Origin of the sequence: Klebsiella sp. 7-CIP_Kleb., assembly GCF_050378655.1 — a bacterium.
GTDB lineage: Bacteria > Pseudomonadota > Gammaproteobacteria > Enterobacterales > Enterobacteriaceae > Klebsiella > Klebsiella quasipneumoniae.
In genome coordinates this window covers 1-26,319 of record NZ_JBNRLJ010000017.1, presented here as the reverse complement: position 1 = coordinate 26,319, position 26,319 = coordinate 1, and the positions used below count along the sequence as shown (strand labels likewise).

The window sequence follows — 26,319 nt, the reverse complement described above, 5'->3', positions numbered from 1 at the left end:
GCGCTCTGTCGCGAGGTGGCGTATATTACGCTTTCCTCTTTCAGAGTCAACCCGTTTTTCAGGATTTTTCTCTTCAACCGAACCGGCTGTTTGTGTGAAGTGATTCACATCTGCCGTGTCAGTGGGTGCGCATTATAGGGATCCCATTTTTTTGCACAAGCCTTTTTTCGATCTTTTTTTCTGAATGGTGATTTTTCACCCTTTTCGCCGTGTAATTGCACGATTTGCTCAATTTTCACCGTTTTCAGGGGTTGCAGAGCGAGATAAAAGCCACCAAAGTCTTCTTACGCTCCCCTATTTTTGAGGTCAACATGTCTGCTCAACTGCGCCCCTATAAAGCATTTTTCCCGCAAATCGGTCTTCGCGTCATGATTGACGCATCCAGCGTCGTTATCGGTGATGTCAGAATTGCCGATGACGTCAGCGTCTGGCCTCTGGTAGCCATTCGCGGCGACGTCAACTATGTATCGATAGGTCAACGCAGCAATATTCAGGACGGCAGCGTTCTACACGTGACCCATAAATCCTCTTACAAGCCTGAGGGAAATCCACTGATCATTGGAGAGGATGTGACGGTTGGCCACAAAGTGATGCTGCACGGCTGCACTATCGGCAACCGCGTACTGGTTGGTATGGGTTCGATCTTATTAGATGGTGTCGTCGTTGGCGATGACGTCATGATTGGCGCGGGAAGTCTCGTACCGCAGAACAAACAGCTGGAAAGCGGCTTCCTTTACTTTGGCAATCCGGTCAAACAGATCCGCCCCCTGACAGAGGCGGAGCGGGAAGGCCTTAAGTATTCAGCAAATAACTATGTGAAATGGAAAGATGAATATCTGGATCAGGAGAGCCAGACCCAACCCTGAGCATCCTCCTGATTATCGCGGATCAATGCCTCTGCCTCTTCCTCAAGATCCCAACGATGTTCCTGGAATGCGGCCAGCCACTGCGCTGGCCCCTCTGCGCCAAAACGCTGCTGCAGGATCTGCCCTGAAATTGCGCAGGTTAATTGCATCCCATTAACCAGCGCGGGAAACACCACGCCCTGCCGTTCGGCATCCCATGATTCCCGATCGGGAAACTGAATCGCCTGATTCATGCATTCAGTTCCTGTTGCAGCCTTTCTATAACCGGGGTGATAGCCGGCAGGACGCCGTGCCATAGCAGAACGGCATGGGCGGCTTGCGCCACCAGCATTCCCAGCCCGTCAGCACAGTGGGTTGCGCCATGCTGCTGGCACCAGTGAAGAAACGGTGTCGGCCCTTTCTGGTAAAACATGTCATAGCAATACATGTCAGCGTTGACAACAGAGGCCGGGATAGCCGGTACATCACCGTCTATTCCACTGGACGTCGCATTGATGATCAGATCGAATGTTTCCCCGGATAAGGTATCCATCTCCCTTGCGCTGACGCTGCCGGTATGGGCGAAGAGCGTGGCTAACTCATGGGCACGAGCGTAGGTGCGATTGACGATCGTGACGGCACATCCCAGCGACAGCAGCGGCAGCAGCACCCCACGCGATGCGCCACCGGCACCGATAAGCAGGATCCGCTGGCGTGGCTTAATGAATCCCAGACGCTCCAGATCGCTCAGCAGACCAATACCGTCCGTGTTGTCGCCCAGCAAACGCCCGTCTTCGAGACGTTTCAGGGTATTCACCGCTCCCGCCAGCGCAGCGCGTTCTGTCAGTTCATCCGCGCGCGCAAAGGCTTCTTCTTTAAAAGGAACGGTAACATTGGCGCCCTTTCCTCCCTGCGCAAAAAACTGATTGAGAGAAGAGACAAAATCGTCCAGCGGCGCCAGCACACGTCCATAAGGATGGGTAATCCCTAACTGGCGGGCAAACAGCTGGTGAATAGAAGGCGACTTGCTGTGCGCGATCGGATTACCAAAAACAGCATAGGTTTCCATGGTTCACCCCTGGCGGAATAGTTCACCCGTCAGGGCATCACGTATTTCAGATGGATTTTGCCGTCCGCCCGTAGCGCCATCCACGACCGGGAAGCTGTCACCAAACTGAGCACGGACTTCTGCGGTGGTGCGGCAAGGCGGTTGCCCGGTGAGATTGGCGCTCGTCGAGACCAGCGGTTTTCCGTAGGCTTCGCACAATTCAATCACCAGCGGATGGTTGGTCACGCGTACAGCCAGCGAATCAAAACGACCAGTCAGCCAGCGTGGTGTTTCAGGACGCGCCGGGAATACAAACGTCACCGGTCCTGGCCAGCAGGAAAAGATCGCTGCCCGCTGCGAATCACTTAACCGTGAATCATCAATATAGGGCTTGAGTTGCTCAAAGCTAGCGGCGATAAGGATCAATCCCTTCTCAACAGGACGTTGCTTCAGCTCCAGCAGACGCATAACGGCCGTTTCGCTGTCAGGGTCGCAGCCGACGCCAAAAACGGCTTCCGTGGGATAGGCGATGACATATTCATTATTCAGGACCGCCACGGCATGGGCGACGGCTTCTGAGGGCAGGTTATTGTTCACTGATTTATTCCGCCGGGATCGGCTTTCCACATTGTTTACTGGCACAGAAGCGTCTGAGCCCCTGCGCCGTCTTCTTTTCTATTAACAGCGGGTAATGGCATTCAGGGCATTCGCCCGCCACCGGTTTAAAATTGATAACGAACTGGCAATCAGGATAGCGATCGCAGGAGTGAAAGGTTTTACCGAAACGGGAACGACGCTGGACCAGATGGCCTTGTCCGCACTGTGGGCAAGCAATAGCCGTCTCATCTGGTTTATCAATTACCTCAGTATGTTCGCATTCCGGATAGTGGCTACAGCCAATGAACATCCCAAAACGCCCCTGGCGTAGCACCATAACCGCGCCGCACGATGGGCATGCTTGCCCCTCCAGCACCTTAACGACATGCCCGTCAGCCTGACTTTTCAGGGGACGGATATAGTCACAGTCCGGATAATGCGAACAGCCGAGAAACGGGCCATGTCTCCCGGAACGGATCACCAGTTCAGCCCCGCACTGTGGGCAGGGCTCATTTTTACGCACCGAAAACAGTGCTGATTTGGTCATAACAACTCGATGTTGCTGCAAAAAGATTAATGCAGCATACCTTCATTTACTTCGAAGAGTAATTCTTCCATTTGCTGATAGGCGTTTTCACAGCCCGGAATATTGAACAGTACCATCAGGATGACCCATTTCAGGTCCTCCAGCTCAAATTCTGCCGTATCCAGCGCCAGTACGCGCTCTATCACCATTTCTCGCGTTTCGAGGTTCAACACCTGAATCTGCTCGAGGAAGAGTAAAAACCCCCGGCAACTGGCGTCCAGACGCTGGCACTCCTCTTCGGTATATACCCGAAGCGACAGCGGGTCGGAAGCGAGCTGCATGGGTTCAACGAGACCTTCCTGATAATCAGCCAGTTTCTCGAGCCACATTAACGCGTTATAGATATCTTCCCGCTCAAAACCTGCGTCGGTAAGATCCCGCGTCAGTTTGTCCTGATCCACACGCATTTCTGCTTCGCTATGGATGTAAGTTTCAAACAAATACATGAGTACGTCGAACATGGCTTGCCCTCCTTAATCGGACATAGCCGCCGGGTACAGCTGCGATCCAGCCTGCTAACTCCAGTTCAAGTAGCTGAGCTACGGTTACTGGCACAGATTGGCCGGCACGTTCAGCGACAACGTCAACAGGTGTTACCTCATCTCCTACGTTAGCCAGGAGCTCCGGAAATGGCAATGCTACAGACGGCTGATCGGCGCAATTATTTATCGAATCAGACGTATCAGTTAGCCAGGCCAGCTCGTTGTGCCAGTATTCCACAATATCCTCTGGCGAGGTCACCGGCACCGCGCCTTGCTTAATTAACCAGTGTGGGCCTTCCGATCCCGGATTGCCTATCGGCCCAGGCAGGGCAAACACATCCCTTCCCTGTTCCAGAGCACAGCGGACGGTAACCAGCGAACCGCTTCTCAATGCCGCCTCAACCACCAGCACGCCCAGGCTCAGGCCGCTGATAATCCGGTTGCGCCTGGGGAAATGCGCGGGAAGCGGCGGCGTTATAAGTGGAAATTCAGACACCAGCGCACCGCCATTATCGACGATCTGCTGGGCGAGGCTCGCATGGCGCCGCGGATAAACCCGGCCCAGTCCGTTGCCCAGTACCGCGATGGTTTTGCCCTCGGCCGCGAGCGCGCCGCGATGCGCGACGCCATCAATGCCTAACGCCAACCCACTGGTGATAGTCATCCCTTTACGCGCCAACGTTTCGCTGAACAGCTTCCCCCAGCGAGCGCCATACCAGGAATGCAAGCGACTGCCAATAACGGCAAGCTGCGCGCTGTGAAGCAGAGCGGGATCGCCGCTGACCAGCAACGCGCCGGGGTAATCAGCGATAGCCTTTAACCGCAATGGATAGCGCGGATCGTCACCCCGTAACAGATGATGATCCGGTTGTTCCAGCCAGCGCCGCGTCTCGTCAAGCTCATGCTCGTCAAGCCGGAAAAATAACGTTGCCTGCGCCGCGGTCATCCCGACGGCATGCAGCGCTTCATGATCAACGCTGGCGGCTGCGCATAAGCGCTGAGCGATCTCTACCATCCTGTCGCCATACAAGCTACTGACCTTCATCAGCCGCAGCCAAATCTCGTCAGGCGTCATCCTTACCCCCTGCCATAAGCGGTATTGACAATCTTTGCGATTGGACAGTGAGACTGTCAATTGCAGGGTGTTTTGTCTAGAATAGAGCTAATAATCTTATCAACTCCTGAATACGACTCTGGAACTTTATGGCAGTTTTGCAAGTGTTACATATTCCGGACGAGCGCCTTCGCAAAGTCGCCGAGCCGGTCAAAGAAGTGAATGCGGAAATTCAGCGTATCGTCGATGATATGTTCGACACCATGTACGCTGAGGAGGGCATTGGTCTGGCCGCGACCCAGGTCGATATCCATCAGCGCATTATCGTTATTGATGTGTCGGAAAATCGTGAAGAGCAGCTGGTGTTAATCAACCCGGAGCTGCTGGAAAAAGATGGCGAAACCGGCATTGAAGAAGGCTGCCTGTCTATTCCGGAACAGCGCGCCCTGGTGCCGCGTGCGGAAAAAGTGAAGATCCGCGCGCTGGATCGCGACGGTAAGCCATTTGAACTGGAGGCCGATGGCCTGCTGGCTATCTGTATTCAGCATGAGATGGATCATCTGGTCGGCAAACTGTTTATTGATTATCTGTCACCGCTCAAACAACAGCGCATTCGTCAGAAGGTTGAGAAACTGGATCGTTTACGTTCCCGTGCCTGATAACAAGGAATACCGTGTCACAATCACTACGTATCATTTTCGCCGGCACCCCCGATTTTGCAGCGCGTCATCTTGACGCGCTGTTGTCGTCTGAACATCAGGTTGTTGGCGTATTCACTCAGCCAGACCGCCCTGCTGGCCGCGGCAAAAAATTGATGCCGAGCCCGGTAAAGGTGCTGGCTGAAGCCCATAACTTACCTGTATTCCAGCCATCCTCCCTGCGTCCGCAGGACAACCAACAATTAGTCGCCGATCTCGGCGCCGATATTATGGTGGTGGTGGCGTACGGTTTGATTCTGCCGAAAGCGGTGCTGGAGATGCCCCGTCTGGGCTGTATCAACGTTCACGGCTCCCTGCTGCCGCGCTGGCGTGGCGCAGCGCCGATCCAGCGTTCGCTGTGGGCGGGGGATAGCGAAACAGGCGTAACCATCATGCAGATGGACGTCGGCCTTGATACGGGTGATATGCTGTATAAGCTTTCCTGCCCCATTACCGCAGAGGATACCAGCGGCAGCCTGTACGATAAGCTGGCCGAGCTCGGCCCTCAAGGTCTGCTGGCAACTTTGGCCCAGCTGGCCAACGGCACCGCACAGCCTGAAGTACAGGATGAATCGCTGGTGTGCCACGCCGAGAAGCTGAGTAAAGAAGAAGCTCGCATCGACTGGTCGCTTTCCGCCGCACAGCTGGAGCGCTGCATCCGCGCCTTTAATCCGTGGCCAATGAGCTGGCTGGAAATTGGCGGGCAGCCGCTAAAAGTGTGGCGGGCATCGGTCATTGCCGAAGCCGCACATGCCGAACCAGGTACTATCGTGGCAGCAACCAAACAGGGTATCCAGGTCGCCACAGGCGATGGGATCCTCAGTCTGGAATCGCTACAGCCTGCGGGTAAAAAAGCGATGAGCGCCCAGGATTTACTCAATTCCCGCCGGGAGTGGTTTACGCCTGGCACCCGTCTCGCCTGACGGTCGTCTCTTCTGAAGCCCGGGTTCGCCGGGCATTTTTATTTTTGCGCTTATGAAAAAGAATATAAATTTACGCAGCCTGGCCGCCCAGGCTATCGAGCAAGTCGTTGAAAAAGGTCAGTCTTTAAGCAACGTCCTGCCCCCTCTACAGCAAAAAGTCAGCGATAAAGACAAAGCGCTGCTGCAGGAGCTGTGTTTTGGCGTACTGCGTACGCTCAGCCAGCTGGAGTGGCTTATCAGCAAGCTGATGGCGCGTCCGATGACCGGCAAACAGCGCACCGTGCACTTTCTGATTATGGTTGGGCTCTATCAGTTACTCTACACCCGCATCCCTCCACACGCCGCGCTGGCTGAAACGGTAGAAGGCGCGGTGGCGATTAAGCGCCCGCAGCTTAAAGGGCTGATCAATGGGGTGTTACGCCAGTTTCAGCGCCAACAGGAAGAGCTACTGGCAGAATTCGCCGGGCAGGAAAACCGCTACCTTCATCCCAAATGGCTGCTGAAGCGTCTGCAGCAGGCCTGGCCGCAACACTGGCAGGAGATTGTCGACGCTAACAACCAGCGCCCGCCGATGTGGCTGCGCGTTAACCGCAACCATCATTCCCGAGATGAATGGCTTGCTCTGCTTAAAGAGGCCGGTTTAGAAGGTTTCACCCACCCTGACTATCCCGACGCCGTGCGTCTGGCCACCCCTGCCCCGGTCCATACGTTGCCGGGTTTTGCCGAAGGATGGGTAACCGTTCAGGATGCCTCGGCCCAGGGCTGCATGCGCTATCTGCAGCCGGAAAACGGCGAGCGCATTCTTGATCTCTGCGCTGCGCCGGGCGGCAAGACGACGCATATTCTGGAGGTCGCTCCCCAGGCTGAGGTCATGGCGGTGGACATTGATGAACAGCGTCTTTCCCGCGTCTATGACAACCTGAAACGGCTGGGCATGAAAGCCGAAGTCAAACAGGGCGATGGTCGCTTCCCTGAGCAGTGGTGTGGCAGCGAGCAGTTCGATCGTATTCTGCTGGATGCCCCCTGTTCCGCCACCGGTGTTATTCGCCGCCATCCGGATATCAAATGGCTGCGCCGGGATCGGGACATCGCCGATTTAGCCCAGCTACAGGCCGAGATCCTCAATGCCATCTGGGGGCATCTGAAACCAGGCGGCACGTTGGTTTACGCTACCTGTTCTATTCTGCCGGAAGAGAATAGCCAGCAAATTGCCGCCTTCCTCGCGCGGACCCCGGATGCGGAGCTTGACGCAACCGGTACGCCGGCAAGCCCGGGACAGCAAAATCTGCCGGGTGCGGAAGAAGGCGATGGCTTCTTTTACGCTAAGCTAATCAAACGTCGCAACTAATGGATCACTGCAGATGAAGATTATTATTCTGGGCGCCGGCCAGGTCGGCGGCACGCTGGCGGAGAACCTCGTCGGCGAGAACAATGATATTACGCTGGTTGATACCAATGGCGACCGTCTGCGCAGCCTGCAGGATAAGTTCGACCTGCGTGTCGTCCAGGGGCACGGTTCTCACCCCCGCGTACTGCGCGAGGCAGGAGCCGATGATGCCGATATGCTGGTGGCGGTCACCAGTTCGGATGAAACCAACATGGTGGCCTGCCAGGTCGCCTATTCGTTATTCAATACGCCAAACCGTATTGCTCGTATTCGTGCGCCTGATTACGTCCGCGATGCGGAAAAGCTCTTCAATTCTGAAGCAGTGCCCATCGATCACTTAATCGCTCCGGAACAGCTGGTCATCGACAATATTCACCGTCTGATAGAATATCCCGGCGCGCTGCAGGTCGTGAACTTCGCGGAAGGGAAAGTCAGCCTCGCCGTGGTGAAAGCCTATTACGGTGGTCCGCTGGTGGGTAATGCATTGTCCACCATGCGTGAGCATATGCCGCATATCGATACGCGTGTGGCCGCTATTTTCCGCCACGATCGCCCCATTCGCCCACAGGGTTCGACGATTGTCGAGGCCGGCGATGAAGTCTTCTTTATTGCCGCCTCGCAGCATATCAGGGCGGTCATGAGCGAACTCCAGCGTCTGGAGAAGCCTTATAAACGCATCATGTTGGTCGGCGGCGGCAATATTGGCGCGGGCCTGGCCCATAAGCTGGAAAAAGACTACAGCGTTAAGCTTATTGAGCGCAATCAGCAGCGAGCCGCTGAGCTGGCAGAAAAACTGCAGCATACTATCGTCTTCTACGGTGATGCATCGGATCAGGAGCTGCTGGCCGAAGAGCATATTGACCAGGTGGACCTGTTTATTGCCGTCACTAACGATGACGAAGCAAACATCATGTCTGCGATGCTGGCCAAGCGAATGGGGGCTAAAAAAGTGATGGTGCTGATCCAGCGTAGAGCCTATGTGGATCTGGTTCAGGGTAGCGTCATCGATATCGCGATATCGCCTCAGCAGGCCACGATTTCCGCCCTACTCAGCCATGTTCGTAAAGCCGATATTGTCGGCGTCTCCTCCCTGCGCCGCGGCGTTGCGGAAGCGATCGAAGCAGTGGCACACGGCGATGAGAGCACCTCGCGGGTGGTCGGGCGATCGATCGATGAGATCAAGCTTCCGCCAGGCACGATCATTGGCGCCGTCGTGCGCGGGAATGACGTGATGATCGCCAATAATAATCTGCGGATCGAGCAGGGCGATCATGTGATCATGTTTTTGACTGATAAAAAGTTTATTTCCGATGTAGAAAGGCTGTTCCAGCCAAGTCCTTTCTTCCTCTAATTCCCAGGGCGTCGAACAGGCGCCTTTTATTATCCCTTATTATTCAAAGGTTAATATTTTCCTGTAACGCTCTACGGGGAATGGCAAATGAAAATACATTTGTTAAACTTACAACGTCAGCTGGCTCAAGGAGAATAAAATGAGTTTTTTAAAAGAGTTTCGCGAATTCGCGATGCGCGGGAACGTTGTCGATTTGGCAGTGGGTGTGATCATCGGTGCAGCATTCGGTAAAATTGTTTCGTCGCTGGTCGCGGATATTATTATGCCGCCGCTCGGACTGTTGATTGGCGGGATCGATTTTAAACAGTTTGCCGTCACGCTGCGCGATGCCCAGGGTGATGTACCGGCAGTGGTGATGCACTATGGGGTGTTTATTCAGAACGTTTTCGATTTCATCATTGTCGCATTTGCCATTTTCATGGCGATTAAACTGATGAATAAGTTAAATCGCAAGAAAGAAGAGGCTCCGGCGGCACCGCCAGCGCCCTCTAAAGAAGAAGTACTGCTGAGCGAAATTCGCGATCTGCTGAAAGAACAAAACAAGCGTTCTTAATCAGCAGCGAAAGCAGAAGGCCAGTGGTAAAAAAGCGATTCGCTTGCTTGCCACTGGCCTCCCGGTCCATCCTTGCTGCATGTTTATCTTTACGTTGATAGCTTCCCTTCCCTTTCTTGTTCTTCTCTACACGCTGCCTGAATAATGGATCGTGGAGAAGTGCTTCAATGGCGTTATCTTTAATTTGCCCTTTGGTATGCTGATAGCGACTCATAGTAACTCCAGTACATGTGTGAATTCCGCGCGAGTGTAGATCCGCGCGCACAAAAAATCAACAGCTGGCATTGCCGTTACTGGCGCCTTGCTCAAGGGCCTCGAGGATCGAACAGTAAACGCTGCTGTGAGCTGTGCCGCAGCAGGCGTCGTTGAGCCGTTGCAGAGAGTGACGCATCGTTTGTAGCTCGTTGATCCTCGCCTCAACTTCGCTTAATCGCGCCTGAACGATCCCTTTCGACTCCTGACAGGTGTGATGTTCCGGATCGATACGGATCGACAATAATTCGCGGATCGCTTCCAGAGTAAAGCCCAGCTGACGGGCATAGCGAATAAAGCGCAGACGCTGAAGATCGTTATCCGAGTAAAGACGAAATCCCCCCTCAGTGCGCACGTCATGATCCATCATTTGCTGTTTTTCATAATAACGGATGGTATCTGGCGTCACATCAGCCAGTTTTGCCAGCTCACCAATACGATACATATTCACTCCTGATTGATTTTATGCAGCAACGCATCGGCGTACTCACCGCGTAAAAAGTCGGTGTTCAGTCCTGCCTGACGCAGCTTAAGCTCGAGCAGAGCAAGGCGCTTGCTGAGTTCGCCATGCCGCGGGTCGTCCTGACGCACCCCCTTAAGCAAGTCTGCCAGAGCCACCGCCTCTCTGCGCTGCTCCAGCTCCGGGGGAAGACACCCTGCATTCTTCAGAAGGCGATAGCCTGCCCGCAGCTCGGCCGGTACATGCGAATCGTCATCGAGAGTTAGCGGTACGCCGCTACCGGGTAAATTATCGAACTCGCCTTTGGTTTGGGCATCGAGGATATGGCGTTCTGCCCACTGATCCAGTAACCACATTCTACGGCTCCGGGGGATGAACAAAAAGAGTACAGATATTGTAGTGAAGTGGGGATGAGGTAGATATAAAAAAACCCGCCGGGGCGGGTTTTTTTACGTTACTACAGATTACTCTGCAGCAGCTTCTGCTTTCGGCTCAGCACGATCAACCAGCTCGATGTATGCCATCGGCGCGTTGTCGCCTGCACGGAAGCCACACTTCAGAATGCGAGTGTAACCACCGGCGCGGCTCGCGAAACGCGGGCCCAGCTCGTTAAACAGTTTTGCCACGATCTCGTTGTCACGAGTGCGGGCGAATGCCAGACGACGATTAGCAACGCTATCAGTCTTGGCAAGAGTAATCAGCGGCTCAACTACGCGACGCAGTTCTTTCGCTTTCGGCAGGGTCGTCTTGATGATTTCATGACGAACCAGCGAACCTGCCATGTTACGGAACATAGCCTGGCGATGGCTGCTGTTGCGGTTCAGTTGACGACCACTCTTACGATGGCGCATGACCTTATCCTTCTCAGTAAAACCTTAACCTGTGATCCGGTTACTCGTCAGCAATGCTTGCTGGTGGCCAGTTTTCCAGGCGCATGCCCAGAGACAGTCCACGGGAAGCCAGCACGTCTTTAATCTCAGTAAGAGATTTTTTACCCAGGTTCGGCGTTTTCAGCAACTCAACCTCGGTACGCTGTACCAGATCACCGATATAGTGGATAGCTTCTGCCTTGAGGCAGTTAGCAGAGCGGACAGTCAATTCCAGATCGTCAACAGGGCGCAGCAGGATCGGATCGAATTCTGGTTTCTCTTCTTTCACTTCTGGCTGACGTACATCACGTAAGTCAACAAAAGCTTCCAGTTGTTCAGCCAGGATGGTTGCCGCACGACGAATCGCCTCTTCAGGATCGATTGTGCCGTTGGTTTCCATTTCGATGACCAGCTTGTCCAGGTCGGTACGCTGTTCTACACGCGCAGCTTCAACATTGTAGGCAATACGCTCTACAGGGCTGTAGCAGGCGTCGACCAGCAGACGGCCGATTGGGCGCTCATCTTCTTCCGAATGAATTCGGGCAGAAGCCGGCACATAACCGCGACCGCGCTGAACTTTGATACGCATGCTGATAGCAGCGTTCTCATCAGTCAGGTGGCAAATCACGTGCTGCGGCTTGACGATTTCGACATCACCGTCGTGGGTAATGTCGGCTGCGGTCACAGGGCCAATGCCAGATTTATTCAAAGTAAGGATGACTTCATCTTTACCCTGAACTCTCACCGCCAGCCCTTTCAGGTTGAGCAGGATTTCAAGGATGTCTTCCTGAACGCCTTCTTTGGTGCTGTACTCGTGCAGTACACCATCAATCTCAACCTCGGTCACCGCGCAACCCGGCATCGATGAGAGCAGAATACGGCGCAGTGCGTTACCCAGAGTATGGCCGAAGCCACGCTCTAAAGGCTCAAGGGTCACCTTGGCGTGCGTCGAACTCACTTGCTCGATATCGACCAGGCGCGGTTTTAGAAACTCTGTCACAGAACCCTGCATTGTGTCCTCTCTTTGGTACTAAGCTTTACTTGGAGTAAAGCTCGACGATCAGGTGTTCGTTAATGTCCGCAGACAGATCAGAACGCTCCGGCTGACGCTTGAACGTACCTTCCATCTTGCCAGCATCAACTTCCAGCCAGGTTGGCTTTTCACGCTGCTCAGCCAGCTCCAGAGCGGCTTTCACGCGAGATTGCTTTTTCGCTTTCTCACGAATGCTGACAACGTCATTCGCTTTAACCTGATAAGAAGCGATGTTAACAACACGACCGTTTACCATAATCGCTTTGTGGCTAACCAGCTGGCGTGCTTCAGCACGAGTGGCGCCGAAGCCCATACGGTATACAACGTTGTCCAGACGACCTTCCAGCAGAGCCAACAGGTTTTCACCGGTGTTGCCTTTCAGACGTGCTGCTTCTTTATAGTAGTTACGGAACTGACGCTCCAGCACACCGTACATACGGCGAACTTTTTGCTTTTCACGCAACTGCACACCATAGTCAGACAGACGCGGCTTACGCGCACCGTGCTGGCCAGGAGCTTGTTCAATTTTACACTTGGTATCGATCGCGCGAACGCCAGACTTAAGGAATAAGTCGGTGCCCTCACGACGGCTCAGCTTGAGCTTAGGACCCAAATATCTTGCCATTTTCTTTCTCCAACTAACCTGGAAAACGCAGCGTTATACGCGACGTTTTTTCGGCGGACGACAACCGTTATGAGGGATCGGAGTCACATCAGTAATATTAGTGATGCGGAAACCAGCGGCGTTCAGTGCACGAATGGTAGATTCGCGACCCGGACCCGGACCTTTGACCATAACTTCCAGATTCTTGATGCCGTATTCTTTTACGGCTTCTGCGCAACGCTCTGCTGCAACCTGAGCTGCGAACGGAGTGGATTTGCGAGAACCACGGAAACCGGAACCACCGGCTGTTGCCCAACCCAGTGCGTTACCCTGACGATCAGTAATGGTAACGATGGTGTTGTTAAAAGAAGCATGGATATGAGCCACGCCGTCAGAGACTTGTTTTCTTACACGCTTACGTGCACGAATTGGTGCCTTTGCCATTATTCAATCACCCCGATTATTTCTTGATCGGTTTACGCGGACCCTTACGGGTACGTGCGTTGGTCTTGGTACGCTGACCGCGAACCGGGAGACCACGACGATGACGCAAACCACGGTAGCAACCAAGGTCCATCAGACGCTTGATGCTCAGGGTGATTTCACGGCGCAGATCACCTTCAACGACAAATTTACCTACTGCTTCACGCAGAATATCAATTTGTTCTTCAGACAGCTCACTGATCTTAACATTTTCAGCGATGCCCGTTTCAGCGCAGATGGCTTTAGAACGGGTTTTGCCGATACCGAAAATAGCGGTTAAAGCGATTACGGTATGTTTGTGATCAGGAATGTTAATGCCTGCTATACGGGCCACTATGCACTCCTACTATTTAATATGTACGCACCATGCTGAAAAGCCCGTTTTCAGGATACTCAAATGGAAACGTACAGACATACAAAAGATTGGCTGGCTAATCTAGCCAGCTCAATCCAACTTTGCAAGAAAAATATGCGAAAAAATCAGCCTTGGCGCTGTTTATGCTTCGGCTCGGCACTGCAAATCACACGGATGACGCCATCACGCTTAACGATTTTGCAGTTACGGCATAATTTCTTGACGGAAGCACGAACTTTCATTTTTACTCTCCGTAACTTCTCGGGCGACCAGTTTTAGCGGCCGTAGCCTTTCAGGTTCGCCTTCTTCAATGCAGACTCATACTGACTGGACATCATCAGAGTTTGCACTTGAGCCATAAAGTCCATAATCACGACAACAACGATAAGCAGCGAGGTCCCACCGAAGTAGAACGGCACTTTCATCGCGTCACGCATGAACTCCGGGATCAGGCAGATAAAAGTAATGTACAACGCACCAACCAGAGTCAGGCGAGTCATCACTTTATCGATATACTTCGCCGTTTGCTCTCCCGGACGAATTCCTGGTACAAATGCACCGGACTTCTTCAGGTTATCTGCTGTTTCACGCGGGTTGAAAACCAACGCCGTGTAGAAGAAACAGAAGAAGATGATTGCAGACGCATAGAGTAACACATAAAGCGGTTGCCCAGGCTGCAAATACAGCGAAATTGTTGTCAGCCAGTTCCAACCAGTACCACCCCCGAACCATGACGTGATGGTTGCCGGGAACAGTATAATACTGGAAGCGAAGATTGCCGGGATTACCCCCGCCATATTCACTTTCAGCGGTAAATGTGTGCTCTGTGCAGCATAGACACGACGACCCTGTTGACGTTTCGCGTAGTTTACCACAATGCGGCGTTGACCACGTTCAACGAATACAACAAAGAAGGTCACTGCAAATACTAATACTGCAACCAACAGCAACAGGAGGAAGTGCAGGTCGCCTTGACGCGCTTGCTCGATAGTATGGGCGATGGCCGGCGGGAGTCCCGCAACGATACCGGCGAAGATAATGATCGAGATACCGTTACCGATACCGCGTTCAGTGATCTGTTCGCCGAGCCACATCAGGAACATAGTCCCTGTGACCAGACTGACAACAGCGGTGAAATAGAATGCAAAGCCTGGATTAATCACCAGGCCCTGCATACCAGGCATATTCGGCAGACCGGTAGCAATACCGATCGACTGGAATATCGCCAGCACCAGAGTACCGTAGCGGGTGTACTGGCTGATCTTACGACGACCAGACTCCCCTTCTTTCTTCAGTTCTGCCAGCGGTTGATAAACCACCGTCAGCAGCTGCACGATGATTGATGCCGAAATGTACGGCATAATCCCCAGTGCAAAGATAGAAGCACGGCTGAGAGCACCACCAGAGAACATGTTGAACATTTCAATGATGGTGCCTCGCTGTTGCTCAAGCAGTTTGGCAAGTACAGCGGCATCAATACCAGGGATCGGAATAAAAGAGCCAATACGGAACACTATCAGCGCACCGACCACAAACAGAAGTCTGCGTTTCAGTTCGCCAAGGCCACCTTTGGCACTTTGAAAATCTAATCCCGGTTGTTTAGCCATCTGCTACTTATTCCTCAATTTTACCGCCAGCAGCTTCGATAGCAGCACGAGCACCTTTAGTCACACGCAGGCCACGAACAGTTACCGGACGAGTTACCTCACCAGACAGGATCACTTTCGCGAACTCGATCTGGACACCGATAATGTTAGCCGCTTTCAGCGCGTTCAGGTCTACTACATCGCCTTCTACGTGAGCCAGATCGGAGAGACGGATCTCTGCGGTGATCATCGCTTTACGAGAAGTGAAGCCGAATTTCGGCAGACGACGGTACAGAGGCATCTGACCACCCTCGAAACCGCGACGTACGCCACCGCCAGAACGAGATTTCTGACCTTTGTGACCACGACCACCGGTTTTACCGAGGCCAGAACCGATACCACGACCCAGGCGTTTACCCGCCTTTTTGGAGCCTTCGGCCGGAGACAGAGTATTTAAACGCATCTCTTACTCCTCAACTTTAACCATGAAGGAAACCGCGTTGACCATACCACGAACAGCAGGAGTATCCTCGCGCTCTACGGTGTGACCAATACGACGCAGACCCAGGCCAAGCAGCGTTGCCTTGTGTTTCGGCAGACGACCGATTGCACTGCGGGTTTGAGTAATTTTAATAGTCTTTGCCATGGTTTATTTCCCCAGAATTTCTTCAACGGATTTACCACGCTTGGCAGCGACCATATCCGGGGACTTCATGTTTTCCAGACCGTCGATAGTTGCACGAACCACGTTAATCGGGTTAGTGGAACCATACGCTTTAGCCAGAACGTTACGAACCCCAGCGACTTCCAGAACGGCGCGCATTGCACCACCGGCGATGATACCGGTACCTTCGGAAGCCGGCTGCATGAATACACGAGAACCCGTGTGAGTACCCTTAACCGGGTGCTGCAGGGTGCCGTGGTTCAGCGCGACGTTAATCATATTGCGACGGGCTTTTTCCATCGCTTTCTGGATCGCTGCTGGAACTTCACGCGCTTTACCGTAACCAAAACCAACGCGACCGTTACCATCGCCTACTACAGTCAGAGCTGTGAAGGAGAAAATACGACCACCTTTAACGGTTTTAGATACGCGGTTTACCGCGATCAGCTTTTCCTGCAGTTCGCCAGCTTGTTTTTCGATGTGAGCCATCTTACACCTCTACCTTAGAACTGAAGGCCAGCTTCACGGGCAGCATCTGCCAGTGCCTGGACACGACCATGATATTGGAACCCGGAACGGTCAAAGGAAACATCTTTGATGCCTTTTTCCAGAGCGCGTTCAGCGACAGCTTTACCCACAGCTGCAGCAGCGTCTTTGTTACCGGTGTACTTCAGTTGTTCAGCGATAGCTTTTTCTACAGTAGAAGCAGCTACCAGAACTTCAGAACCATTCGGTGCAATTACCTGTGCGTAAATGTGACGCGGGGTACGATGTACCACCAGGCGAGTTGCGCCCAGCTCCTGGAGCTTGCGGCGTGCGCGGGTCGCACGACGGATACGAGCAGATTTCTTATCCATAGTGTTACCTTACTTCTTCTTAGCCTCTTTGGTACGCACGACTTCGTCGGCGTAACGAACACCCTTGCCTTTGTAAGGCTCAGGACGACGGTAGGCGCGCAGATCTGCTGCAACCTGGCCGATCACCTGCTTATCAGCGCCTTTCAGCACGATTTCAGTCTGAGTCGGACATTCTGCAGTGATACCCGCAGGCAGCTGATGATCAACCGGGTGAGAGAAACCTAAAGCCAGGTTTACTACATTCCCTTTGACCGCTGCACGATAACCTACACCAACCAGCTGCAGCTTCTTAGTGAAGCCTTCGGTAACACCGATAACCATTGAGTTCAGCAGGGCACGCGCGGTACCAGCCTGAGCCCAACCGTCTGCGTAACCATCACGCGGACCGAAGGTCAGTGCATTATCTGCATGTTTAACTTCAACAGCATCGTTGAGAGTACGAGTCAGCTCGCCGTTTTTACCTTTGATCGTAATAACCTGACCGTTGATTTTTACATCAACGCCGGCAGGAACAACGACCGGTGCTTTAGCAACACGAGACATTTTTTCCTCCGATTAGGCTACGTAGCAGATAATTTCGCCACCAAGACCAGCCTGGCGCGCTGCACGATCAGTCATAACACCTTTAGAGGTAGAAACAACTGCGATACCCAGACCGGCCATAACTTTCGGCAGCTCATCTTTTTTCTTATAGATGCGCAGACCTGGGCGGCTGACACGCTGAATGCTTTCTACAACAGCTTTACCCTGGAAATACTTAAGAGTCAGTTCCAGTTCCGGCTTGGTGTCGCCTTCAACTTTAAAATCTTCGATAAAACCTTCTTCCTTCAGCACGTTGGCGATTGCCACTTTCAGCTTGGAGGAAGGCATGGTGACCGCAGCTTTGTTCGCGGCCTGACCGTTACGGATACGGGTCAGCATATCCGCGATCGGATCTTGCATGCTCATCTGTCTTTACTCCCGTGATTCAATTGGTGACAATTACCAGCTAGCCTTTTTCAGACCCGGGATTTCACCGCGCATAGCGGCTTCACGGACCTTAATACGGCTCAACCCGAACTTCCGCAGGAAACCATGCGGACGACCTGTTTGACGGCAGCGGTTACGCTGACGAGACGGGCTGGAATCACGCGGCAGAGTCTGCAGCTTGAGAACGGCATTCCAACGATCTTCGTCGGTTGCGTTCACATCAGAGATGATAGCTTTCAGTTCAGCGCGTTTAGCGAAGAATTTATCAGCTAAAGCCACGCGCTTTACTTCGCGTGCTTTCATTGATTGCTTAGCCATTAAGTAACCCTACCTTACTTGCGGAACGGGAAGTCAAAGGCAGCCAGCAGAGCACGGCCTTCTTCGTCAGATTTCGCAGTAGTGGTAATGGTAATATCCAAACCACGAACGCGGTCGACTTTATCGTAGTCGATTTCTGGGAAGATGATCTGCTCACGGACACCCATGCTGTAGTTGCCACGACCGTCGAAAGACTTAGCGGACAGGCCGCGGAAGTCACGAATACGCGGTACAGCAATAGTGATCAGGCGCTCAAAGAACTCCCACATGCGTTCGCCACGCAGAGTTACTTTACAGCCGATCGGATAGCCCTGACGGATTTTGAAGCCTGCAACTGATTTGCGTGCTTTGGTGATCAGCGGTTTTTGACCGGAGATTGCTGCCAGGTCAGCTGCTGCGTTATCCAGCAGTTTCTTGTCAGCGATCGCTTCACCAACACCCATGTTCAGGGTGATCTTCTCGACCCGAGGGACTTGCATGACAGAATTGTAGTTAAACTCAGTCATGAGTTTCTTAACTACTTCGTCTTTGTAGTAATCATGCAGTTTCGCCATCGTACTACTCCAAATTACTTGATAGTTTCGCTGTTAGACTTGAAGAAACGGACTTTTTTGCCGTCTTCGAATCTAAAGCCTACACGGTCAGCCTTGCCGGTTGCCGCATTGAAGATTGCAACGTTAGAAACCTGAATTGCAGCTTCTTTTTCAACGATGCCGCCTGGTTGGTTCAGAGCCGGAACCGGCTTCTGGTGTTTCTTAACCAGGTTGATACCTTCAACAATGACCTTGCCGGAAGACAGGACATTCTTAACTTTACCGCGCTTACCTTTATCTTTACCGGTTAACACGATAACTTCGTCATCACGACGGATTTTCGCTGCCATGATTCGCTCCTTAGAGTACTTCTGGTGCCAGAGAGATAATTTTCATGAACTTCTCGGTACGAAGTTCACGAGTTACCGGCCCAAAAATACGCGTACCGATAGGCTGCTCGCTGTTATTGTTCAGAATAACGCATGCATTACCATCGAAGCGAATGACAGAACCGTCCGGGCGACGAACACCCTTCTTGGTGCGCACCACTACCGCCTTCAGCACATCACCTTTTTTGACCTTACCACGCGGAATTGCTTCTTTGATGGTGATCTTGATGATGTCGCCTACGCCTGCGTAGCGACGGTGCGAGCCACCCAGAACCTTGATACACATTACGCGACGTGCACCGGAGTTGTCGGCGACGTTCAGCATAGTCTGTTCTTGGATCATTTTAGTGCTCCGCTAATGTCAACTACTACTGAGACCCGAAAATTAGGGTCGTTAAAAAGCCCCATATCGAGGGCGCGGCATTATAACACCACAAACCAGATATGGGTAGAAAAAATAAACGGCTCATCGCTGAGCCGTTTATCCGTATCGAGAATGCGTACTCTATTACAGAACCGCTTTCTCTACAACGCGAACCAGCGTCCAGGACTTAGTCTTGGACAGCGGACGGCATTCGCGGATTTCAACCTTGTCGCCGATACCGCATTCGTTGTTCTCGTCATGTACGTGCAGTTTGGTCGTACGTTTGATGAATTTGCCGTAAACCGGGTGTTTCACCATACGTTCGATAGCAACAACAATGGATTTCTCCATTTTGTCGCTAACTACGCGACCTTGCAGAGTACGGATTTTATCGGTCATTACGCACCCGCCTTCTGAGTCAGTAAAGTCTTAACGCGTGCAACATCACGACGCACTTGCTTCAGCAGATGAGTCTGTTGCAGCTGGCCACTTGCAGCCTGCATGCGCAGGTTGAACTGCTCACGCAGCAGGTTCAGCAGCTCAGCGTTCAGCTCTTCAACGCTTTTTTCACGCAGCTCTTTTGCTTTCATTACATCACCGTCTTAGTTACAAAGGTGGTTTTGATCGGCAGTTTCGCTGCTGCCAGGCCGAATGCTTCACGGGCCAGCTCTTCCGGTACACCGTCCATTTCATACAGGACTTTACCCGGCTGAATCAAGGCAACCCAGTACTCCACGTTACCTTTACCTTTACCCATACGAACTTCCAGCGGCTTCTCGGTGATCGGTTTGTCCGGGAATACACGGATCCAGATCTTACCTTGACGCTTAACTGCACGGGTCATAGCACGACGTGCTGCTTCGATCTGACGTGCAGTCAGACGACCACGGCCAACAGCTTTCAGACCGAAAGTGCCGAAGCTAACATCCGTACCCTGCGCCAGACCACGGTTGCGGCCTTTGTGCACTTTACGGAATTTTGTACGCTTTGGTTGTAACATCAGCGACGCTCCTTATTTACGGCCTTTACGCTGCTGCTTTTTAGGTTGAGCAGCCGGTTCCGGTTGTTCAACAGCAGCCATACCACCCAGGATCTCACCTTTGAAGATCCATACCTTAACGCCGATTACACCGTAAGTGGTGTGCGCTTCAGAGGTGTTGTAGTCGATGTCAGCACGCAGAGTGTGCAGCGGTACGCGACCTTCACGGTACCATTCGGTACGTGCGATTTCCGCGCCGCCCAGACGGCCGCTAACTTCAACTTTGATACCTTTAGCGCCCAGACGCATTGCGTTCTGTACAGCACGCTTCATCGCACGACGGAACATAACGCGACGTTCCAGCTGAGAAGTGATGCTGTCAGCAACCAGTTTTGCGTCCAGTTCAGGTTTACGAACTTCGGCGATATTGATCTGTGCAGGTACGCCAGCGATATCCGCTACGACCTTGCGCAGTTTTTCTACGTCTTCGCCTTTCTTACCGATAACGATACCCGGGCGAGCGGTGTGAATGGTCACACGGATGCTCTTAGCCGGACGCTCGATAACGATGCGAGATACAGACGCTTTAGCCAGTTCTTTAGTCAGGAACTGACGTACTTTAAAATCGCTGTCCAGGTTGTCAGCGAATTCTTTGGTGTTCGCGAACCAGGTAGAGTTCCATGGTTTGACAATACCCAGGCGAATACCATTAGGATGTACTTTCTGACCCATTGCTAGTCTCCAGAGTCTCAGCGATCGGACACAACCACAGTGATGTGGCTGGTGCGCTTCAGGATGCGATCTGCACGACCTTTAGCACGCGGCATAATGCGCTTCATGCTCGGGCCTTCGTCTACGAAAATTTTCGCAACTTTCAGATCATCAATGTCAGCGCCATCGTTGTGTTCAGCGTTAGCAATGGCAGATTCCAGTACCTTCTTGACCAGTACAGCAGCTTTTTTGTTGGTGTAGGTCAGAATATCCAGGGCCTGCGACACTTTCTTACCGCGAATCAGGTCAGCTACAAGGCGAACCTTCTGAGCAGAAGAACGAGCATGGCGATGTTGAGCTAAAGTTTCCATCTCTTCCTCCTACCTTATTTCTTCTTCGCTTTTTTATCAGCAGCGTGGCCGCGATAAGTACGAGTCGGTGCGAATTCACCCAGTTTGTGACCGACCATTTCGTCGGAAACAAATACTGGAACGTGCTGACGACCATTATGGACAGCGATGGTCAAACCGATCATGTTAGGAAAGATCGTTGAACGACGGGACCAAGTGCGCAGGGGCTTCTTGTCTCCGCTTTCCACCGCTTTCTCTACCTTCTTCAGCAAGTGCAGGTCAATAAAAGGACCTTTCTTGAGAGAACGTGGCATGGCTTATCCTCTAAAATTATTTGCTACGGCGACGTACGATGAATTTATCAGTACGCTTGTTGCTGCGGGTCTTCTTACCTTTGGTCTGCAGGCCCCACGGGGATACCGGGTGCTTACCAAAGTTACGACCTTCACCACCACCATGTGGGTGGTCTACTGGGTTCATCGCAGTACCGCGAACGGTAGGACGAACACCACGCCAGCGTGCAGCACCTGCTTTACCCAGAACGCGCAGCATATGCTCAGCATTGCCAACTTCGCCCAGAGTAGCGCGGCAGTCTGCTTCGACTTTACGCATTTCACCAGAACGCAGACGCAGGGTGACATAAGCACCGTCGCGAGCAACGATCTGAACGTAAGTACCAGCGGAACGAGCCAGCTGACCGCCTTTACCTGGTTTCATTTCTACGTTATGAACGGTAGAACCAACCGGGATATTGCGCATCGGCAGGGTGTTGCCTGCTTTGATTGCAGCATCAACGCCAGACTGAATCTGGTCGCCAGCTTTCAGGCCTTTCGGGGCCAGGATGTAACGGCGCTCGCCGTCTTTGTACAGAACCAGCGCGATGTTCGCGGAGCGGTTCGGATCGTACTCAAGACGTTCAACAACTGCCGGGATACCATCTTTGTTGCGTTTGAAGTCAACAATACGGTAAGCCTGCTTGTGGCCACCACCGATATGACGGGTGGTGATACGGCCATTGTTGTTACGACCACCGGATTTGCTGTTTTTTTCCAGCAACGGAGCAAAAGGTTTGCCCTTGTGCAGCTCTGGGTTAACCACTTTAACGACGTGGCGACGACCCGGAGATGTCGGTTTACATTTAACAACTGCCATTGTATTACTCCTCCGACTTACTCAGCGCCGCCAACGAAGTCCAGATTCTGGCCTTCTTTCAGGGTGACGTAAGCTTTTTTCCAGTCGCTACGACGACCGATACGCTGTCCGTGACGTTTAACTTTCCCTTTAACAACCAGGGTGTTAACGACTTCGACTTCGACTTCAAACAGTTTCTGCACAGCAGCTTTGATTTCTGCTTTGGTCGCGTCTTTAGCAACTTTGAGAACGATGGTGTTTGTTTTTTCCATCGCAGTAGACGCTTTTTCAGAAACGTGCGGTGCGCGCAGCACCTTCAGCAGACGTTCTTCACGAATCATGCCAGCATCTCCTCAACTTGCTTAACAGCATCAGCAGTCATTACGACTTTGTCGAAGGCGATCAGGCTAACCGGGTCGATACCGTTCGCATCACGTACGTCAACCTTGTGCAGGTTACGTGCGGCCAGGAACAGGTTCTCGTCCAGCTCACCGGTGATGATCAGCACATCTTCCAGAGCCATGTCTTTCAGTTTCTGTGCCAGCAGCTTAGTTTTCGGCGCTTCAACAGAGAACTTCTCGACAACGATCAGACGATCCTGACGTACCAGTTCGGACAGGATGCTTTTCAGCGCGCCGCGGTACATCTTCTTGTTAACTTTTTGACTGTGGTCCTGCGGACGAGCAGCAAAGGTCACGCCACCGGAACGCCAGATCGGGCTCTTGATAGAACCAGAACGCGCACGGCCGGTACCTTTCTGGCGCCACGGTTTTTTACCGGAGCCAGTGATTTCAGCACGAGTCTTCTGAGCACGAGTGCCCTGACGCGCACCAGCTGCATAAGCAACAACAACCTGGTGAACCAGCGCTTCGTTGAAATCACGACCGAAGGTAGTTTCGGAAACAGTCAGCGCGCTCTGCGCGTCTTTCAATACTAATTCCATTGCTATCTCCTCACGCCTTCACAGCTGGTTTAACGATCAGGTCGCTACCGGTCGCACCCGGGACAGCACCTTTAACCAGCAGCAGGTTGCGCTCAGCGTCAACACGTACTACGTCCAGGCTCTGAACGGTTACACGCTCATTACCCAGCTGACCTGCCATTTTCTTGCCTTTGAACACTTTGCCCGGAGTCTGGTTCTGACCGATAGAACCCGGAACGCGGTGAGACAAGGAGTTACCGTGAGTAGCGTCCTGGGTACGGAAGTTCCAGCGCTTAACGGTACCAGCAAAACCTTTACCTTTAGAGGTACCGGTTACGTCAACTTTTTTAACGTCAGCAAACAGTTCAACGCTAATGTTCTGACCTACGGTGAATTCTTCGCCGTCAGCCAGACGGAATTCCCACAGACCACGGCCAGCTTCAACGCCAGCTTTAGCGAAGTGACCCGCTTCCGGCTTGGTTACACGGTTAGCTTTTTTAGCACCGGTGGTAACCTGGATTGCGCGGTAGCCATCGTTAGCCAGGTCTTTAACCTGAGTAACACGGTTTGCTTCAACTTCGATTACGGTTACTGGGATAGAAACGCCATCTTCAGTGAAGATGCGGGTCATGCCCACTTTTTTACCGACTAAACCAATCATTGTTTCAACCTCTCAATCGCTCGATGACCTGATTAACCCAGGCTGATCTGCACGTCTACACCGGCAGCCAGATCCAGACGCATCAGAGCATCAACGGTTTTTTCAGTTGGCTCAACGATGTCAACCAGACGCTTGTGAGTGCGAATTTCGTACTGGTCACGCGCGTCTTTGTTGACGTGCGGGGAGATCAGAACGGTAAAGCGCTCTTTGCGGGTCGGCAGCGGGATCGGACCACGGACTTGCGCACCAGTGCGCTTAGCAGTCTCGACGATTTCCGCGGTTGATTGATCGATCAGACGATGATCAAACGCTTTCAGGCGGATACGGATTCTTTGGTTCTGCATGAGACCAGAGCTCCAATTATTTTATAGACGAAATGATTACTCCTCATACCCATTACGATTGATGGGAGAGTGTAACCGTTCTTACATAGCCCCCCGATTGGGGACATTGTTTGATAACCCAACTGCGATTACCAGGGTTCATATTGAACCGGCCGTCAACTTTGACAGGCCCGCGCATTATACGCAAATTCTGGCGCTACGCAAGTGCTGTTTAGAAAATCATCACCAGGATTTGCGCGCCTTCGCGCTAGAGAATTGTACGTGCCGAAAACACGGCAAATTAACGCGGATGGCGCCATCCATTCCTGGAAAGTCCTTTTTGCACCAAACGGGGGTCAATAAGCATAGTGAGGCGATGTTCTTTGACGATTACGGGGTTAACCATGCTCGCCGCCCTCCCCTTCTTGCTGTGTTATAGCGGATTGACCTTAGCCTTATGCCACCAGGACCTGCGTCACGGCCTGCTGCCCGACCGTTACACCTGTCCCCTGCTGTGGAGTGGTTTGCTTTTTTATCTTTGTCTGGCGCCGCACCAGCTTCATGATGCCGTCTGGGGGGCGATAGGCGGCTATCTATGTTTGGCTGCGCTTTACTGGCTATATCGCGGGATCCGCGGCTATGAGGGGTTGGGGTATGGGGATATCAAATATCTCGCCGCCCTAGGCGCCTGGCATGGCTGGCAATTGTTGCCGCAGCTGCTACTGGTGGCATCGCTGCTCGCCGGCACGGTGTGGGCAGTATCAGGTTTGCACGCCAGGTACGGCGGGAGCAGTAAATGGAGGGGGAACAACCCGCTGCCGTTTGGGCCATTTCTGGCGGCCGCGGGTTTCTGGTGCGGGTGTCAGACGCTGGCTAGTCTGACACTTTGATCTGCGACTGCAGGTAATTTTGCAGGCCGATTTTGCCGATCAGATCGAGTTCGGTTTCCAGCCAGTCAATATGGCCTTCTTCATCCGCCAGGATCTCAATCATCATATCGCGGCTGACGTAGTCATGGACGCTGTCGGCGTAGGCGATCGCCTCGCGCAGATTTTGCGCCCCTTCCAGCTCCAGTCTTAAATCGGACTGCAGCATCTCTTCCACATCTTCACCGATGCCAAGTTTGCCGAGATCCTGCAGATTAGGGATACCTTCGAGAAAAAGAATACGCTCGATGTATTTATCGGCATGCTTCATTTCGTCGATGGATTCGTGGTACTCGATATCGTTGAGGCGCATCAGGCCCCAGTTTTTGAACATTCTCGCATGGAGAAAGTACTGATTAATTGCGACCAGCTCATTTCCCAATAATTTATTGAGATAACTTATGATTTTGACATCACCTTTCATTATATAGTCCCTCCGCTTCCACTCATTGAAGCGTAGTCCGGCCTATAGGGATGTCAAAAGAGAAGCGTGGACTTCAGGCGATTTCTTTGAATTCCGGCATGGTGGTTAATTCATCTTCCATAACTTCCCGCGCCGCGCGAACACACTTACCGCATTGATTTCCAACGGGAACAAACTTACGTAATTGCTGAAAAGATTGCGGTTGAAACTGGCGGACAACCTGGCGAATTTTTTTATCGCTGATGCCATTGCACAAACAAACGTACATATAAACTCCCGTTCAATTTATGCACAAATATTAAATGAGAATAGTTATGATTACAATAGACCATTTACTCATTATCCGCCGCAGCGCACGTTATGAATCGCCAGTAGCACCGCCCTTTTCGCTGAACGACGGACAGCAAAAAGGGCGCCGAAGCGCCCTTTTTTATTCAAAGCTAACGAATTAGCCCAGAACTTTAGCTACAACGCCCGCGCCAACGGTACGGCCGCCTTCACGGATTGCGAAACGCAGACCGTCGTCCATCGCGATCGGGTGGATCAGGGTAACAACCATTTTGATGTTGTCGCCCGGCATTACCATCTCTACGCCTTCCGGCAGTTCGATGGTGCCAGTCACGTCAGTTGTA

46 protein-coding genes and 1 pseudogene are annotated in these 26,319 nt (G+C 52.5%); 7 read left to right on the top strand and 40 right to left on the bottom strand.

The window, feature by feature from the left end:
• Positions 1-311 precede the first annotated feature (311 nt).
• On the top strand, positions 312-866 hold the full coding sequence (locus ACQUTI_RS25620; protein ID WP_023319228.1) for a gamma carbonic anhydrase family protein: 555 nt from the start codon (positions 312-314) through the stop codon (positions 864-866).
• Here ACQUTI_RS25620 and ACQUTI_RS25615 read toward each other — a convergent pair.
• Genes ACQUTI_RS25615 through dprA form a run of 6 tightly spaced genes read right to left on the bottom strand, consistent with a single transcriptional unit; the run spans position 842 to position 4,633 of the window.
• Entirely contained in the window at positions 842-1,099 is a 258-nt protein-coding gene (locus ACQUTI_RS25615) for a DUF1488 domain-containing protein (RefSeq protein ID WP_043523043.1), read from the bottom strand. The two genes, ACQUTI_RS25620 and ACQUTI_RS25615, sit on opposite strands and share 25 nt — an antisense overlap.
• Positions 1,096-1,914, bottom strand: a complete 819-nt coding sequence (aroE, locus tag ACQUTI_RS25610; protein ID WP_048295648.1) for a shikimate dehydrogenase — start codon at positions 1,912-1,914, stop codon at positions 1,096-1,098. Before aroE ends, ACQUTI_RS25615 begins: the two co-directional genes overlap by 4 nt.
• 3 nt (positions 1,915-1,917) lie before the next feature.
• The gene (tsaC, locus tag ACQUTI_RS25605; RefSeq protein ID WP_119621152.1) at positions 1,918-2,490 is read right to left on the bottom strand and encodes an L-threonylcarbamoyladenylate synthase type 1 TsaC; all 573 of its coding nucleotides are present in this window, start codon (positions 2,488-2,490) and stop codon (positions 1,918-1,920) included.
• A 4-nt stretch (positions 2,491-2,494) separates the two neighbouring features.
• The gene (locus ACQUTI_RS25600; protein WP_087832902.1) at positions 2,495-3,037 is read right to left on the bottom strand and encodes a DNA topoisomerase family protein; all 543 of its coding nucleotides are present in this window, start codon (positions 3,035-3,037) and stop codon (positions 2,495-2,497) included.
• A 26-nt stretch (positions 3,038-3,063) separates the two neighbouring features.
• Complete coding sequence (gene smg / locus ACQUTI_RS25595) at positions 3,064-3,537, bottom strand: DUF494 family protein Smg (RefSeq protein ID WP_002919137.1); 474 nt, start codon at positions 3,535-3,537, stop codon at positions 3,064-3,066.
• Positions 3,509-4,633, bottom strand: a complete 1,125-nt coding sequence (gene dprA, locus ACQUTI_RS25590; protein ID WP_043523047.1) for a DNA-protecting protein DprA — start codon at positions 4,631-4,633, stop codon at positions 3,509-3,511. Before dprA ends, smg begins: the two co-directional genes overlap by 29 nt.
• Positions 4,634-4,761: 128 nt before the next feature.
• On the opposite strand from dprA, the gene def reads away from it, so the two are divergent.
• The 5 genes from def (at position 4,762) to mscL (ending at position 9,524) form a co-directional block, all read left to right on the top strand.
• Entirely contained in the window at positions 4,762-5,271 is a 510-nt protein-coding gene (def, locus tag ACQUTI_RS25585; RefSeq protein ID WP_004206802.1) for a peptide deformylase, read from the top strand.
• Positions 5,272-5,285: 14 nt separating this feature from the next.
• Entirely contained in the window at positions 5,286-6,233 is a 948-nt protein-coding gene (gene fmt / locus ACQUTI_RS25580; protein ID WP_122543655.1) for a methionyl-tRNA formyltransferase, read from the top strand.
• A gap of 52 nt (positions 6,234-6,285) precedes the next feature.
• Complete coding sequence (rsmB, locus tag ACQUTI_RS25575; RefSeq protein ID WP_004206800.1) at positions 6,286-7,581, top strand: 16S rRNA (cytosine(967)-C(5))-methyltransferase RsmB; 1,296 nt, start codon at positions 6,286-6,288, stop codon at positions 7,579-7,581.
• A 13-nt stretch (positions 7,582-7,594) separates the two neighbouring features.
• Complete coding sequence (gene trkA / locus ACQUTI_RS25570; protein WP_002919153.1) at positions 7,595-8,971, top strand: Trk system potassium transporter TrkA; 1,377 nt, start codon at positions 7,595-7,597, stop codon at positions 8,969-8,971.
• 139 nt (positions 8,972-9,110) lie between these two features.
• Complete coding sequence (gene mscL, locus ACQUTI_RS25565) at positions 9,111-9,524, top strand: large-conductance mechanosensitive channel protein MscL (protein ID WP_004206799.1); 414 nt, start codon at positions 9,111-9,113, stop codon at positions 9,522-9,524.
• On the opposite strand, the gene ACQUTI_RS25560 is transcribed toward mscL, so the two are convergent.
• The 31 genes from ACQUTI_RS25560 to rpsJ form a co-directional block, all read right to left on the bottom strand.
• Positions 9,460-9,738, bottom strand: coding sequence for an alternative ribosome-rescue factor A (locus ACQUTI_RS25560; RefSeq protein WP_072060957.1), 279 nt, complete (start codon positions 9,736-9,738; stop codon positions 9,460-9,462). The two genes, mscL and ACQUTI_RS25560, sit on opposite strands and share 65 nt — an antisense overlap.
• Before the next feature lie 57 nt (positions 9,739-9,795).
• On the bottom strand, positions 9,796-10,221 hold the full coding sequence (gene zntR, locus ACQUTI_RS25555; RefSeq protein ID WP_122543657.1) for a Zn(2+)-responsive transcriptional regulator: 426 nt from the start codon (positions 10,219-10,221) through the stop codon (positions 9,796-9,798).
• Positions 10,222-10,223: 2 nt separating this feature from the next.
• Positions 10,224-10,592, bottom strand: a complete 369-nt coding sequence (locus ACQUTI_RS25550) for a DUF1992 domain-containing protein (RefSeq protein ID WP_004206795.1) — start codon at positions 10,590-10,592, stop codon at positions 10,224-10,226.
• 108 nt (positions 10,593-10,700) lie between these two features.
• Positions 10,701-11,087, bottom strand: coding sequence for a 50S ribosomal protein L17 (gene rplQ / locus ACQUTI_RS25545; RefSeq protein WP_002919206.1), 387 nt, complete (start codon positions 11,085-11,087; stop codon positions 10,701-10,703).
• Between the two features lie 40 nt (positions 11,088-11,127).
• Positions 11,128-12,117: a DNA-directed RNA polymerase subunit alpha gene (locus tag ACQUTI_RS25540; protein WP_002919219.1), complete on the bottom strand. Its 990-nt coding sequence runs from the start codon at positions 12,115-12,117 to the stop codon at positions 11,128-11,130.
• Between the two features lie 25 nt (positions 12,118-12,142).
• Entirely contained in the window at positions 12,143-12,763 is a 621-nt protein-coding gene (gene rpsD / locus ACQUTI_RS25535) for a 30S ribosomal protein S4 (protein ID WP_002919224.1), read from the bottom strand.
• Between the two features lie 33 nt (positions 12,764-12,796).
• A complete protein-coding gene (rpsK, locus tag ACQUTI_RS25530; RefSeq protein WP_002919257.1) occupies positions 12,797-13,186 on the bottom strand; it encodes a 30S ribosomal protein S11 in 390 nt (129 codons plus the stop codon).
• Between the two features lie 16 nt (positions 13,187-13,202).
• Positions 13,203-13,559 (bottom strand): 30S ribosomal protein S13, encoded by a 357-nt coding sequence (gene rpsM / locus ACQUTI_RS25525; protein ID WP_002919259.1) that lies wholly within the window; start codon positions 13,557-13,559, stop codon positions 13,203-13,205.
• A gap of 146 nt (positions 13,560-13,705) precedes the next feature.
• Positions 13,706-13,822 carry a 50S ribosomal protein L36 gene (gene rpmJ, locus ACQUTI_RS25520; protein WP_000868187.1) on the bottom strand — a complete coding sequence of 39 codons (117 nt, stop codon included), beginning with the start codon at positions 13,820-13,822 and terminating at the stop codon, positions 13,706-13,708.
• Positions 13,823-13,855: 33 nt separating this feature from the next.
• Positions 13,856-15,187: a preprotein translocase subunit SecY gene (gene secY / locus ACQUTI_RS25515; protein WP_002919515.1), complete on the bottom strand. Its 1,332-nt coding sequence runs from the start codon at positions 15,185-15,187 to the stop codon at positions 13,856-13,858.
• Positions 15,188-15,194: 7 nt separating this feature from the next.
• Positions 15,195-15,629 carry a 50S ribosomal protein L15 gene (gene rplO, locus ACQUTI_RS25510; protein ID WP_002919516.1) on the bottom strand — a complete coding sequence of 145 codons (435 nt, stop codon included), beginning with the start codon at positions 15,627-15,629 and terminating at the stop codon, positions 15,195-15,197.
• Positions 15,630-15,632: 3 nt separating this feature from the next.
• Positions 15,633-15,812 carry a 50S ribosomal protein L30 gene (gene rpmD / locus ACQUTI_RS25505; RefSeq protein WP_001140434.1) on the bottom strand — a complete coding sequence of 60 codons (180 nt, stop codon included), beginning with the start codon at positions 15,810-15,812 and terminating at the stop codon, positions 15,633-15,635.
• A gap of 3 nt (positions 15,813-15,815) precedes the next feature.
• Positions 15,816-16,319, bottom strand: coding sequence for a 30S ribosomal protein S5 (gene rpsE, locus ACQUTI_RS25500; RefSeq protein WP_002919545.1), 504 nt, complete (start codon positions 16,317-16,319; stop codon positions 15,816-15,818).
• A gap of 14 nt (positions 16,320-16,333) precedes the next feature.
• Positions 16,334-16,687 carry a 50S ribosomal protein L18 gene (rplR, locus tag ACQUTI_RS25495; RefSeq protein ID WP_000358960.1) on the bottom strand — a complete coding sequence of 118 codons (354 nt, stop codon included), beginning with the start codon at positions 16,685-16,687 and terminating at the stop codon, positions 16,334-16,336.
• Positions 16,688-16,696: 9 nt separating this feature from the next.
• A complete protein-coding gene (gene rplF / locus ACQUTI_RS25490; RefSeq protein WP_002919662.1) occupies positions 16,697-17,230 on the bottom strand; it encodes a 50S ribosomal protein L6 in 534 nt (177 codons plus the stop codon).
• A gap of 12 nt (positions 17,231-17,242) precedes the next feature.
• Positions 17,243-17,635 carry a 30S ribosomal protein S8 gene (rpsH, locus tag ACQUTI_RS25485; RefSeq protein WP_002919665.1) on the bottom strand — a complete coding sequence of 131 codons (393 nt, stop codon included), beginning with the start codon at positions 17,633-17,635 and terminating at the stop codon, positions 17,243-17,245.
• A gap of 33 nt (positions 17,636-17,668) precedes the next feature.
• A complete protein-coding gene (rpsN, locus tag ACQUTI_RS25480; protein ID WP_002919667.1) occupies positions 17,669-17,974 on the bottom strand; it encodes a 30S ribosomal protein S14 in 306 nt (101 codons plus the stop codon).
• Between the two features lie 14 nt (positions 17,975-17,988).
• Positions 17,989-18,528 (bottom strand): 50S ribosomal protein L5, encoded by a 540-nt coding sequence (gene rplE / locus ACQUTI_RS25475; protein ID WP_001096200.1) that lies wholly within the window; start codon positions 18,526-18,528, stop codon positions 17,989-17,991.
• Positions 18,529-18,542: 14 nt separating this feature from the next.
• Positions 18,543-18,857 (bottom strand): 50S ribosomal protein L24, encoded by a 315-nt coding sequence (gene rplX, locus ACQUTI_RS25470; protein ID WP_000729185.1) that lies wholly within the window; start codon positions 18,855-18,857, stop codon positions 18,543-18,545.
• A gap of 10 nt (positions 18,858-18,867) precedes the next feature.
• Positions 18,868-19,239 (bottom strand): 50S ribosomal protein L14, encoded by a 372-nt coding sequence (gene rplN, locus ACQUTI_RS25465; RefSeq protein ID WP_002919748.1) that lies wholly within the window; start codon positions 19,237-19,239, stop codon positions 18,868-18,870.
• Between the two features lie 165 nt (positions 19,240-19,404).
• On the bottom strand, positions 19,405-19,659 hold the full coding sequence (gene rpsQ, locus ACQUTI_RS25460; RefSeq protein ID WP_002919751.1) for a 30S ribosomal protein S17: 255 nt from the start codon (positions 19,657-19,659) through the stop codon (positions 19,405-19,407).
• The gene (rpmC, locus tag ACQUTI_RS25455) at positions 19,659-19,850 is read right to left on the bottom strand and encodes a 50S ribosomal protein L29 (RefSeq protein ID WP_002919754.1); all 192 of its coding nucleotides are present in this window, start codon (positions 19,848-19,850) and stop codon (positions 19,659-19,661) included. Before rpmC ends, rpsQ begins: the two co-directional genes overlap by 1 nt.
• Positions 19,850-20,260 carry a 50S ribosomal protein L16 gene (rplP, locus tag ACQUTI_RS25450; protein WP_002919759.1) on the bottom strand — a complete coding sequence of 137 codons (411 nt, stop codon included), beginning with the start codon at positions 20,258-20,260 and terminating at the stop codon, positions 19,850-19,852. The genes rpmC and rplP overlap by 1 nt, the downstream gene beginning before the upstream one ends.
• Before the next feature lie 12 nt (positions 20,261-20,272).
• On the bottom strand, positions 20,273-20,971 hold the full coding sequence (gene rpsC, locus ACQUTI_RS25445) for a 30S ribosomal protein S3 (protein ID WP_002919766.1): 699 nt from the start codon (positions 20,969-20,971) through the stop codon (positions 20,273-20,275).
• Positions 20,972-20,988: 17 nt separating this feature from the next.
• Positions 20,989-21,321, bottom strand: coding sequence for a 50S ribosomal protein L22 (gene rplV / locus ACQUTI_RS25440; protein ID WP_002919773.1), 333 nt, complete (start codon positions 21,319-21,321; stop codon positions 20,989-20,991).
• 14 nt (positions 21,322-21,335) lie between these two features.
• Complete coding sequence (gene rpsS, locus ACQUTI_RS25435) at positions 21,336-21,614, bottom strand: 30S ribosomal protein S19 (protein WP_001138115.1); 279 nt, start codon at positions 21,612-21,614, stop codon at positions 21,336-21,338.
• Between the two features lie 16 nt (positions 21,615-21,630).
• Positions 21,631-22,452: a 50S ribosomal protein L2 gene (gene rplB, locus ACQUTI_RS25430; RefSeq protein ID WP_002919786.1), complete on the bottom strand. Its 822-nt coding sequence runs from the start codon at positions 22,450-22,452 to the stop codon at positions 21,631-21,633.
• 17 nt (positions 22,453-22,469) lie between these two features.
• A complete protein-coding gene (rplW, locus tag ACQUTI_RS25425; protein WP_000617546.1) occupies positions 22,470-22,772 on the bottom strand; it encodes a 50S ribosomal protein L23 in 303 nt (100 codons plus the stop codon).
• Positions 22,769-23,374 (bottom strand): 50S ribosomal protein L4, encoded by a 606-nt coding sequence (rplD, locus tag ACQUTI_RS25420; RefSeq protein WP_002919794.1) that lies wholly within the window; start codon positions 23,372-23,374, stop codon positions 22,769-22,771. The genes rplW and rplD overlap by 4 nt, the downstream gene beginning before the upstream one ends.
• Positions 23,375-23,384: 10 nt before the next feature.
• A complete protein-coding gene (gene rplC / locus ACQUTI_RS25415) occupies positions 23,385-24,014 on the bottom strand; it encodes a 50S ribosomal protein L3 (protein WP_002919796.1) in 630 nt (209 codons plus the stop codon).
• 32 nt (positions 24,015-24,046) lie between these two features.
• Positions 24,047-24,358, bottom strand: coding sequence for a 30S ribosomal protein S10 (gene rpsJ, locus ACQUTI_RS25410; RefSeq protein ID WP_001181005.1), 312 nt, complete (start codon positions 24,356-24,358; stop codon positions 24,047-24,049).
• 383 nt (positions 24,359-24,741) lie between these two features.
• On the opposite strand from rpsJ, the gene ACQUTI_RS25405 reads away from it, so the two are divergent.
• Positions 24,742-25,227: a prepilin peptidase gene (locus ACQUTI_RS25405; RefSeq protein ID WP_004206793.1), complete on the top strand. Its 486-nt coding sequence runs from the start codon at positions 24,742-24,744 to the stop codon at positions 25,225-25,227.
• Here the strand turns inward: ACQUTI_RS25405 and bfr are convergent.
• The 3 genes and pseudogenes from bfr to tuf all read right to left on the bottom strand — a co-directional run.
• Positions 25,211-25,687 (bottom strand): bacterioferritin, encoded by a 477-nt coding sequence (bfr, locus tag ACQUTI_RS25400; RefSeq protein WP_004206792.1) that lies wholly within the window; start codon positions 25,685-25,687, stop codon positions 25,211-25,213. The two genes, ACQUTI_RS25405 and bfr, sit on opposite strands and share 17 nt — an antisense overlap.
• A gap of 73 nt (positions 25,688-25,760) precedes the next feature.
• Entirely contained in the window at positions 25,761-25,955 is a 195-nt protein-coding gene (gene bfd, locus ACQUTI_RS25395) for a bacterioferritin-associated ferredoxin (protein WP_017900608.1), read from the bottom strand.
• A 180-nt stretch (positions 25,956-26,135) separates the two neighbouring features.
• Positions 26,136-26,319: pseudogene (tuf, locus tag ACQUTI_RS25390) on the bottom strand (elongation factor Tu); the annotation flags it as partial.